Raw genomic sequence first — 10189 nt, 5'->3', positions numbered from 1 at the left:
TTTCCTGCCGAATGGGAAGAACACGAAGCAACATGGTTGTCTTGGCCGCACAAAGAAGAATCTTGGCCAGATCGTATTCAGTTAATTTATCCAGCTTATGCTGAATTTATTGCTGAATTATCGAAAGGTGAAAAGGTTCGTATTAATGTGAAAGATGAAGAAATGAAAGTGTTTGCGTTGTCTTTTATCGAAAAAACGGATGCAGATTTGTCACAAGTTGAGTTTTATTTTAATGAAACAAATGATGCATGGTGTCGCGATCATGGTCCTGCATTTTTATTGAATAAAAACAATCCTGATAACCCAAAAGTTATTGTTGATTGGGGATTCAATGCGTGGGGAGGAAAATATCCACCTTTTGAAAATGACGATGTTGTGCCAACAAGAATTGGTGCAGAATTTAATCTTCCTGTTTTTCATCCTGGAATTATTATGGAAGGAGGTTCGGTCGAATTTAATGGAAAAGATACGTTGATGACATCAAAATCTTGTTTACTGAATGAAAATCGTAATCCAGATTATTCGCAAGAACAAATCGAAGAATTTTTAAGAAATTATTACGGAGTTTCGCAAATTCTATGGGTAGAAGACGGAATTGTTGGTGATGATACGGATGGACACATTGATGATACAATTCGTTTTGTAAATGAAGATACAGTTTTGACGGTTGTTGAAACAGATGAATCGGATGATAACTACGAATTGTTGCAAGTGAATCTTCGCCAATTGCAAGAAATGAAATTACGAGATGGACGTCCATTAAACATTATTGAATTGCCAATGCCGGATGCGGTTTATTGCGAAGGTGAGCGTTTACCTGCTTCTTATGCGAATTTTTATATTGCGAATAAATCTGTCATTGTACCAACTTATCGTTGTGCAAAAGATGCAATTGCTTTGGATATTATTCAGAAATGTTTCCCCGATCGTAAAGTTGTAGGAATAGATTCTACAGATATTATTTGGGGACTAGGATCTTTCCATTGTTTGAGTCAACAAGAACCTAAGATTTAGTTTTTAAAATACAAAAATACCCCTCTTCAAAATTTCTTGTTGAGGGGTATTGATTTAGAATGAAAACTAAAAACTTATTTTTTAATATATTTCTCTAAGCCGATATTTAGTATGATCAGTTCTTTAACAGCTAATTTCGAAACTTCTTCGGCTCCAAGTTTTGATAGATGAGTATCATCGTTTTTGCCTTTTGGATAATAATCAATTTCATTTGGTTGATAATGTAAATGCAATTTTTTAGAGTTTCCTGGACCATATTTTATTTCCAATTTCTCTGTCAAATATTGCATATCAACAAACGGAACATCCAAATCTTTTGCAACACTTCTCACAATCAAAGGATATAAACCGTGAGTGTCAACCAAAACGCCTTTTTCATTAAAATTTCGACGAACAATAGAAGTCATTAAAATCGGAATAGCACCTTTTGCTCGTGCTTCTGTAACATATTGTTCCAAATTTGCGCGATATTGAGTGACAGGATTTGTGTAACGAACAGAATCTTCAATTTTTTGATCGTTATGTCCAAATTGAATGATTACATAATCACCTTTTTTCAATTGATTCTGAACTTTTTTCCATCTTCCTTCTGTTCTAAAACTTTTGGAACTTCTTCCATTTGTTGCATGATTCTGAATTTCTAAATCAGAATTCATTAACTCAGGCAAAAGTTGTCCCCAGCCATGTTCGGGATTTTTAGTTGGATTTTCTTTATTCGCCATTGTCGAATCTCCAACAAGAAATAGGGTTCTTTTTTGTGCGAATATTATGCTAAAAAACAAGCATAAAATCGTTGATAAAATTATTTTTTTCATGTTAATTCTGCTTTGGATTCCATCCGTTAAAAATATTCTCGATGGTATATTTTTGTATTTCTTTTTCGGTTAATTGATGCGACCAAATTGCTCTTTTTTGAGGATTATTTCCTAAACCTTTATTTTTATATTCTGCATAATAAGCTTTTTTTTCTTTATCTGGAAACATTGCATCACCTTTCCATTCGTTCCAACCAATAGGAAGAATATGTTTTCCCATTTCGGTATGTATAAAAACTGTTTTGGCAAAAGGACGCCAAGGTCTTCCCAAATAAACTTTTGTCAAATTGTCTTCTGCAATAAGACTACAATTGAAAAAAACATAACCAAATTCTTGCTCTTGATGTGTTGCCGCAGCTGTAATATAAGAATTAGCCAAACTTTTTATGGTACAATGCTCAAAAACGGCAATTGCTTCACCAAAAATAAAATCTGTCGTTCCTTCGATATAACAATTTTGATAATATTGACGACTTCTATTTGTAGCTGTGTACAATGTATCTTGACATCCTAATAACCGAATATTTTTTGCCACAAATTTATCGCCTTCCACATGCAGAGCAACAGCTTGACCTTGGTTACAACTTTCGTTTTGTATCGTGAGATTTTCTAATTGTATATCATCTGCTTCAACCAAAAAAGTGTAGGAAGTATAGGTTGTCATTTTTTGATTGGTTAAACCATCTATTTTTCCTGAAAAATCATTATTAGTAATAATAGTTTTCTCTGAATCTTCACCTTTTATCTTTATTTTATGTTTCCAAGAAGGAATTCTAATTTTTTCGAGATAAACGCCATTTTTAACAAGAATCAAAGCTTGATCTGGTCCTAAATCTCTCAACGAATTAATCGCTTCTTGAATAGATGTAAAATCTGCTTGTTGATCTTTTGCAACAGTAATTGTTTTGTATTGAGCATTTACATTAGTATAGATGAAATGTAAACAAACTATAAAAATGAATTGAATGATTTTCATTTGTTAAATCGTTTCGTTAAAAAATCAATAATGTAGTCTTTCGTTTCATCAAACCAAGGATTCATCAACCAAAAAGAATGAGGCGAATTCTTAATTTCGTATGCTTCATTTAGAATATGATAATCGCTTAATTTTTTCATCATATCATCTCTACCAGCTCGAAATCTCGGTTGCGAACTATTGATAAATAGAGTAGGAGGCGTTTTAGAAGTAACATATTCTAAAGGCGAAGCTTCTTTCCAAAGTTCAAAATTATCTTGTTTCGTATAACCGAAAAAATAACTGGCATAAGTACCTTCTTCAGCTTCGGGATGAATAAAAGAAACAATTCCATCAATATTGATAATTGCAGCAATTTTCTTTGATTTTACGCCGTAAAGTGTTGCCAATTGAGCACCTGCAGAAGCGCCAAGAATAACGATTTTCGATTGATCGAGTTTGTGTTTTTTACGATTCTTTCTCAAATAATTAACCGCATCATCCATATCTTCTAAAGGAGCTGGATATTTTGCAGCATCACTTAATCTATAATTTATCGCCATCGTTACAAAACCAGCTGAAGCCAACGTTTGAGCCATTGGTTTTTGATTTTCTTTGCTACCCGAAATCCAACCTCCACCATGTACAAGAACAATTGCTATAGAGGATTTAGTTTGATTTTTTGGTTGATAAATATCTGCTTTTAATTGATGTTTTTCTTGATAAATTATATCTTCAAACGCATTAATGTTTTCGAAGTTTTTAGAAGAAATCGGCGTAATAAAAGGGTAATTTTTCTTTAATTTTTTGTAAGTCGTTTCGATTGTATAAGGCGAAGCCTTCGGTCTCTCAACTTGACCGAAGGCTATCACCAAATGCATCATAAAAACAAACAAAATCTTTTTAATTGATAACTGCATTCTTTTTGACTTCTTTAGAACTTGTTACATTCTTCTTATCAAATGCTTTTGGTAACTTGATTTTATCAGATTCATTACCAATAATCTTAATTTCTGGAGTTGTAGCTGACTTGAATTCAGTAGTGCTTAAATCAACATTTTTACTGTTAAAAATTGTGACCGCTTTTCCCTCTTTGTAATTGAATTTTATATTTTTCAGTTGAATTCCATCAGCGTCAATAATACTTAAAGCTTTTTTCGTGTCGAAAGTTGAATTTTCAACCACAATATTTTTAATATTCATTTCTGCAAGTCCCATGATAAACAACGCTTCGTGAGAACTTACAACATTAATATTTTTGAAAAATATATTTCGAATTGTTGGAGTTTCCTCTGTTACAGGAACTTTTTTATCATTTCTTTTTTCGTCATCTGCATTTTGATCATCTTCTACAATCGGAGAATTTCCTTCGTAAAACATGTTAAAACCAATTGCTTGCGCAGGAATATTAATCATATCAATAATTAGAGATGTAAATATTTTCGATTAATCCACCACGACCACGAGTCGTTTTGAATCTTAAACCAATATCTGTTCCGATAAAAGTTGCACCAGAAACATGAACATTACGAACACCACCAGACATTTCGCTACCAATCACAAATCCGCCGTGCGCATGATAAACTGTGTTATTTTTGATAATTACATTTTCAGTAGGAATTCCACGATCGCGACCATCTTTATCTTTTCCAGATTTGATACAAATCGCATCATCACCAACATCAAACGTATTGTTGTAAATCAACACATTTTTACAAGATTCTAAATCCAATCCATCTCCATTTTGCGAATACCAAGGATTTCTAACATTCAAATTTCGAATGATAATATTCGAACTCATTAACGGATGAATGTTCCATGCTGGTGAATTTTGAAACGTTGGACCATCTAAAAGTACACGATCCGAATTAACAATACTAACCATTACTGGACGTAAAAAATCTCTTACTTTAATTAGATCTTCTTTGCTAATTTTATCAGGAACATTAAAATTAGAACTGCTGATATAACCTAATTTAGAACCTTCGCTTGGAAACCACGTTTTTTTATCATCTGATAAAACTCCGCCAGACGCAACTAGATTTTTCCATTGAGAATCTGTCATTTTACCCTTCTTTACAAAACGCCACGCATCACCATTTCCATCGATTGTTCCATTTCCTGTAATCGCAATATTCTGCGCATTTTTTGCAGAAATAGGAGAAGCAGTACGCGTTGTATTTAATCCTTCGAAGCTTGTTTCAACTAAAGGATAATCGTTGAAATCTTTACTAAAAATCAATAAAGCACCATCTTCTAAATGTAAATTGATATTACTTTTAATTTCGATAGGACCACTCAACCAAATTCCACGTGGAATAACAACTTTTCCTCCACCTTTTGCACTTGTTTCTGAAATAGCTTTGTTGATTGCTTCTGTATTTTTGAAAATTCCGTCCGATTTTGCACCATATTGAGCAATTGAAACAACACGATTTGGAAACGAAGTTTCTTTTACTTTGGGCATATTAAACTCAATATCTTTGTAAATATTCTCATCAACTTGAGCTGATAAATGAGAAGAACAAACAACCGCTAACGCAACTGTAAGTAGTTTTATGTATTTTTTCATTATTTAATGGTTTTGTTTTGAATGATATTTTTGAATTCTTTGAAAACAATTGATGCGACAGCTTTTGCGCCTGCAATTTGAAAATGTGTATTATCTTTTTGTCCATTTGGATAAGCATCGTACAAATTCGCTTCAAAATTCATGAAATAGGTTTTTGTTACATATTCTTGTCCTTTTTGGCTAAAAAAATCCATCGATAATTGATTTAAATCTAAGAATGCAACATTTTTTTCTTTTGCAATTTCTTTTGCAACAAATGGATATTCGCCATGTACATTTTCTAACTTTCCATTTTTCCAAGGATAATTTCTTGCAACAGGACTTAGAATAATCGGAATTGCACCTTTTTCTCTCGTTTGATCCACATATAATCTCAAAAATTCTTTGTAACCTTCTAAATTTACAAATCGTTCTGGTTTATCTTCGGCGGCATCATTATGTCCGAATTGTATTAAAACATAATCACCTTTTTTTAGTTGAGAATAAACCTCTCGCCATCTACCTTCTTGAAAAAAAGTACGCGTACTTCGACCACCTTTTGCTTTATCCTTGACGATGATATGTTTATTGGCTAAATGTTTCAGATCTTGTACACTATCTTTTGCAAAAAATGGTTGAAATTCTTGTCCCCAACCAGCAATTGGATATCTGTTTTTCATATAGTTTTTGCCCGGATCATAATCGTCTGTATAATCTGCAACAGTTGAATCTCCGATTAAGAAAATGGTGATTGATTTTCCTTTTTGAGCATGACAAAAATTTGACAAAGTAACGAAGCAAATTAAAGCATATAAAAATTGTTTTGTCTTCATTATTTCTCATTTTTATCTACTCTGAACCAATCAAAATCAGCATAACCACCACGTTTCGCATCTTGAGAACTTATACTATATATACCAACTTTTGCTCCGATCCATTTTCCTGGTTTAGCTTGAAATGGTTCTCCGATTGATGTATATTTTTTTCCGTTTTCACTAAAACTAAATTGACAAACTCCGTTAGGTTCGCTCACTCTTACTTTCAAGAAAACTTCATTAGTTCCTAATTTTACTTCGGATAGAATTTTTTCTGGATTATTTTTCTCTGCTTTTTCTGCACGAATCAATTGTAAATAATAACCATCTTTTTTATTTGTGATAACCAAAGATTGATAATCTGTTCCCATGATTAATAAACCAGCAGTTTTCCCTTCTGTAGCATCTTCAGGCGTAAGTTTTATTTTTGTTGAAGCTGTGAAATTTGGTGCAGGAAATTTTTGGGTTAACAAATTAGGAACCGTCCAAAGATTATTCGAATTTTCTGGAACTTTGATAGAGAAAAGACGAAGAAAATTTTGATTTGCTAATTTACTGTACCAAACAATTGAAGGATTTGCGCTCCATTGCCATTGTAATCCAATATCATTTTCTTTAAATTCATCTGTTTCTGAAGGATTTATAATGTCAGACTTATTCGAAATTGTAGGTTTTTTATACGTTAAAACTGGTTCTCCAATTCCATTTTTATCTTGATCAACACCAATAAAGGGCCAATCGTTGATCCATTTCATTGGTTGAAGATGAACAATTCGTCCATAAGTGTCCGCATCTTGAAAATGATAGAACCAATCTTCTCCATTTTTTGTATCCACCCAAGCACCTTGATGAGGTCCATTGACATTGGATTTCCCTTGTTCTAAAACAATTTTTTCATCATAAGGCCCATAAATATTTTTTGAACGTAAAACTAATTGCCAACCAGTAGCTACTCCACCTGCAGGAGCAAAAATGTAATAATAACCGTTGCGTTTATAGATTTTTGGTCCTTCGACAGTTGGATGATTTTCGTGTCCATCGAAAATGTGTTTTCCTTTATCTAAGACTTTTGTTCCTTCCGCATTCATTTTTTTGATTGTCAAAATACTTTTTACACCTGCACGACTTCCTGCCCAACCATGTACGATATAGGCATTTCCGTCCTCATCCCAAAACGGACACGTATCAATAATACCTTTTCCTTCTTGAACTAAAATAGGATCTTCCCATTTTCCGAAAGGATTTTGGGTTTTGACCATGTAAATTCCGAAATCTGGATCGGCCCAATAAATATAATATTCGTTGTTATGAAATCTGATACTCGGCGCCCAAACACCATCACCTCTTTTTGGCGTACTAAAATGTTTAATAGGAAAAACATCGGGTAGGGCATGATTGACCAATTTCCAATTAATCATATCAGTTGAATGTAAAATTGGTAAACCTGGCGCTTCATTAAAACTAGAAGCTGTCATAAAAAAATCATCACCGACACGAATTGCATCAGGATCAGAATAATCTGCATATAAAACAGGATTTTTGTACGTTCCGTTTCCTAAATCTGATATCCAGACATTTGATTTTTGAGCGTGTATTGGCAAGAAATTTAATCCTAATAATGATAGGAGAATTAATGTTGATTTCATGGCGATTAACGATTTAATTCTAATGCAGCTAAAATAAATGGTCCAGTACCTTTCGGATCATTTGCTCTTATTTCTTCACTAATGTAATACTCGTAAGAACCATCGCGATAAGGATTTCCACCTAAACCAGCAACAGAACAACATTTTTCTAAACTTACAATACCTTTTTCATCGACTTGAATAAACTCTTTTAAAATTCCTTCAAATCCATTTTTGGCATTTTTCATGTATGATTTTGGTAAATAACCTTTGTTAACACCTTTTGCTAACGTATAAACGTACATCGATGAACCTGTTGCTTCCAAATAATTTCCTGTTCTATTTCCTTGATCCAAAACTTGATACCAAGTTCCCGAAGAATGTTGAACCTTCACAATTGCCTCCGCATATTGATTAAGGTATTTGATTAATTTATCACGACCTTGATAATCTTTTGGTAAATAGTCTAACACATCAACCAAAGCCATTCCGTACCAACCCATTCCTCTCGACCAGAAGTGTTGAGAAAGACCTGTTGTACTATTTGACCATTTTTCTTTTCTGCTTTCGTCCCAACCGTGATAATATAAACCAGTTTTTGGATCGCGGTTATATTTTTCGATTAAGTCAAATTGTAAAACAATTTTATCATACGATTTTTTCGCTTCAGTTGCGCTCTGAAATTTTGTAGCATATTTTGCATGAAAAGGTTCGGCCATGTAAACACCATCTAACCACATCTGATTTGGATAGATTTTTTTGTGCCAATATCCGCCTTCCGTTGTTGTTGGTTGTTGTTCTAATTGTTTATCTAACGTTTCCATTGCAATTTTGAATCGATTTTCTTTTGTTTTTTCGTATAAATCAAAAATTGCGTCGCCAGATTTAATCATATCTAAATTATAATTCTCGAACTTATACGTATCAATTTTTCCATTCGAATCAATCATTCTATTTGCATAATCGTAGATATAATTATAGATAGTTTGGTTATTTGTTTGCTCATATACTTTGTACATAGCGTCTAAAACCAATCCATTTGTATAACTCCAACGTGGTTTTTTTTGAAAATCTAAAAGTGTAGGATCAGGGAAACGAATAGTTTCTGAAATTGCCATTCTTTCTGACCATTTTAACTTTGGATCGACAAGAATATTTTCTGTATTTTTTTTCTGACTGATACAAGACGTACTCGAAATTATCATCAAACCACAAACCGTTGTTTTTAAAATATTTTTCATTATCAACTATTTATAAACGATTAGACTTTTCTAATTGAACTAATTTCGAATTCAAATCATTGTAGAATTCAGTTTCGTTTTTAAGTCCATTTGGCTCTTGTGCCCAAGCTGCCAAAATATAATATGTCATTGTTTTGGTTGTCGGTTTGAAAACGATTAAATGATCATCTTTTCCGTTTACTAATTTTTCGACCTCATCCGATTTATAGAAAATTGCCATTCCAAGCAAATCATTTTTGTCAACTAAAGTTTGTTTTCCGTAGGTTGCGATATATCCCCAACTTCCATTTGCGCTTTTCTTTTGCTGCAACGGAATATTTTTGAATTTCACCAAACCAGTTGTTAAACCATTCGTTAAGACAAAAGTTTTCAATTCAAATTTAGAAAAACGATCATAAGGATAAATCGAAACTTTTGCTTTTACATCTGTTGTGTGATCCGCAGTTTTCCATTTAGAATAATCAATTTCAAAACTCGAAACATTTTTACTGTTTTTAACTTTGACATATGTATTTTCAACTTGATGCAAATGCGCAACCGTATCATTCACTAATCGTCCAAAACCACCAATTCCAAGCGATTTACCAGCTTTCAGAATATCTTGTCCCCAAGGTTGAGGATCGTGATAAGAATCAAATCCATCTTGTCCAACATCTTGCAAAACTTGCGTTTTTACTTTTTTTCCGAAAATATCAACAGCATTTCTCCAATCCAAATACAAACGATAACCAACATTTTGATTTTCCCAACCTGGACCTTCGTATCGAATATCGAAAGCATGATCGGTATGCTGAGGATCAAGAGTATGTTCTTGTACATTTCGAAATGTTCCGCCTTCGTACTCTTTGTGACCTCTTTTTCCATCTACCCATTTTCCGCCTTCTTTTATAGAAATTTCGGAATAGGTAAATCCATTGTTTTCATGTTGAACCAATCTGTTACTACAAGAAGTGACAAGGATTAATGTTGTTATTGTGGCAATAATTTTTTTCATACGTATTTATTTTTTAAAATTAGTGAGGAGTTTAATTGACGATCCAATCACCTAAAACATTATTTTTAGAGAAAGCTAAAGCTTCTTGAGCAGTTAATTGACGACTCCATTTAACTCTTTTATTTGCGATATGTTTACCTGTAGATTTGTATTCGGAGTAGCGTGTTGTAGATTCATTT

10 protein-coding genes are annotated in these 10189 nt (G+C 33.0%); 1 reads left to right on the top strand and 9 read right to left on the bottom strand.

Annotated features, from left to right (window positions below; translation table 11 throughout):
• Positions 1-1014, top strand: a 1014-nt coding sequence (locus B2X73_RS00895; RefSeq protein ID WP_291095485.1) for an agmatine deiminase family protein, incomplete at its 5' end; no start/stop codon positions are given.
• Positions 1015-1088: 74 nt separating this feature from the next.
• Here B2X73_RS00895 and B2X73_RS00890 read toward each other — a convergent pair.
• Genes B2X73_RS00890 through B2X73_RS00850 form a run of 9 tightly spaced genes read right to left on the bottom strand, consistent with a single transcriptional unit; the run spans position 1089 to position 10010 of the window.
• Positions 1089-1829 carry a rhamnogalacturonan acetylesterase gene (locus B2X73_RS00890; protein ID WP_286495612.1) on the bottom strand — a complete coding sequence of 247 codons (741 nt, stop codon included), beginning with the start codon at positions 1827-1829 and terminating at the stop codon, positions 1089-1091.
• Between the two features lies 1 nt (position 1830).
• Entirely contained in the window at positions 1831-2805 is a 975-nt protein-coding gene (locus tag B2X73_RS00885) for a pectinesterase family protein (RefSeq protein ID WP_286495611.1), read from the bottom strand.
• Entirely contained in the window at positions 2802-3704 is a 903-nt protein-coding gene (locus B2X73_RS00880) for an alpha/beta hydrolase (protein ID WP_219034313.1), read from the bottom strand. The genes B2X73_RS00885 and B2X73_RS00880 overlap by 4 nt, the downstream gene beginning before the upstream one ends.
• On the bottom strand, positions 3688-4200 hold the full coding sequence (locus B2X73_RS00875; RefSeq protein ID WP_291095483.1) for a hypothetical protein: 513 nt from the start codon (positions 4198-4200) through the stop codon (positions 3688-3690). The genes B2X73_RS00880 and B2X73_RS00875 overlap by 17 nt, the downstream gene beginning before the upstream one ends.
• 1 nt (position 4201) lies before the next feature.
• On the bottom strand, positions 4202-5356 hold the full coding sequence (locus tag B2X73_RS00870) for a glycoside hydrolase family 28 protein (protein ID WP_291095481.1): 1155 nt from the start codon (positions 5354-5356) through the stop codon (positions 4202-4204).
• Positions 5356-6168, bottom strand: coding sequence for a rhamnogalacturonan acetylesterase (locus B2X73_RS00865; protein ID WP_286495610.1), 813 nt, complete (start codon positions 6166-6168; stop codon positions 5356-5358). Before B2X73_RS00865 ends, B2X73_RS00870 begins: the two co-directional genes overlap by 1 nt.
• Complete coding sequence (locus B2X73_RS00860) at positions 6168-7796, bottom strand: glycoside hydrolase 43 family protein (RefSeq protein ID WP_291095479.1); 1629 nt, start codon at positions 7794-7796, stop codon at positions 6168-6170. Before B2X73_RS00860 ends, B2X73_RS00865 begins: the two co-directional genes overlap by 1 nt.
• Positions 7797-7801: 5 nt before the next feature.
• Positions 7802-9016 (bottom strand): glycoside hydrolase family 88/105 protein, encoded by a 1215-nt coding sequence (locus B2X73_RS00855; RefSeq protein WP_291046876.1) that lies wholly within the window; start codon positions 9014-9016, stop codon positions 7802-7804.
• A gap of 10 nt (positions 9017-9026) precedes the next feature.
• Positions 9027-10010: a DUF4861 family protein gene (locus tag B2X73_RS00850; RefSeq protein WP_291046874.1), complete on the bottom strand. Its 984-nt coding sequence runs from the start codon at positions 10008-10010 to the stop codon at positions 9027-9029.
• Positions 10011-10189: the final 179 nt, after the last annotated feature.

The sequence above is a fragment of the Empedobacter sp. UBA7252 genome (assembly GCF_002472765.1).
GTDB classification, from domain to species: Bacteria; Bacteroidota; Bacteroidia; order Flavobacteriales; family Weeksellaceae; genus Empedobacter; species Empedobacter falsenii_B.
This window is presented reverse-complemented; position numbering and strand designations above follow the sequence as displayed.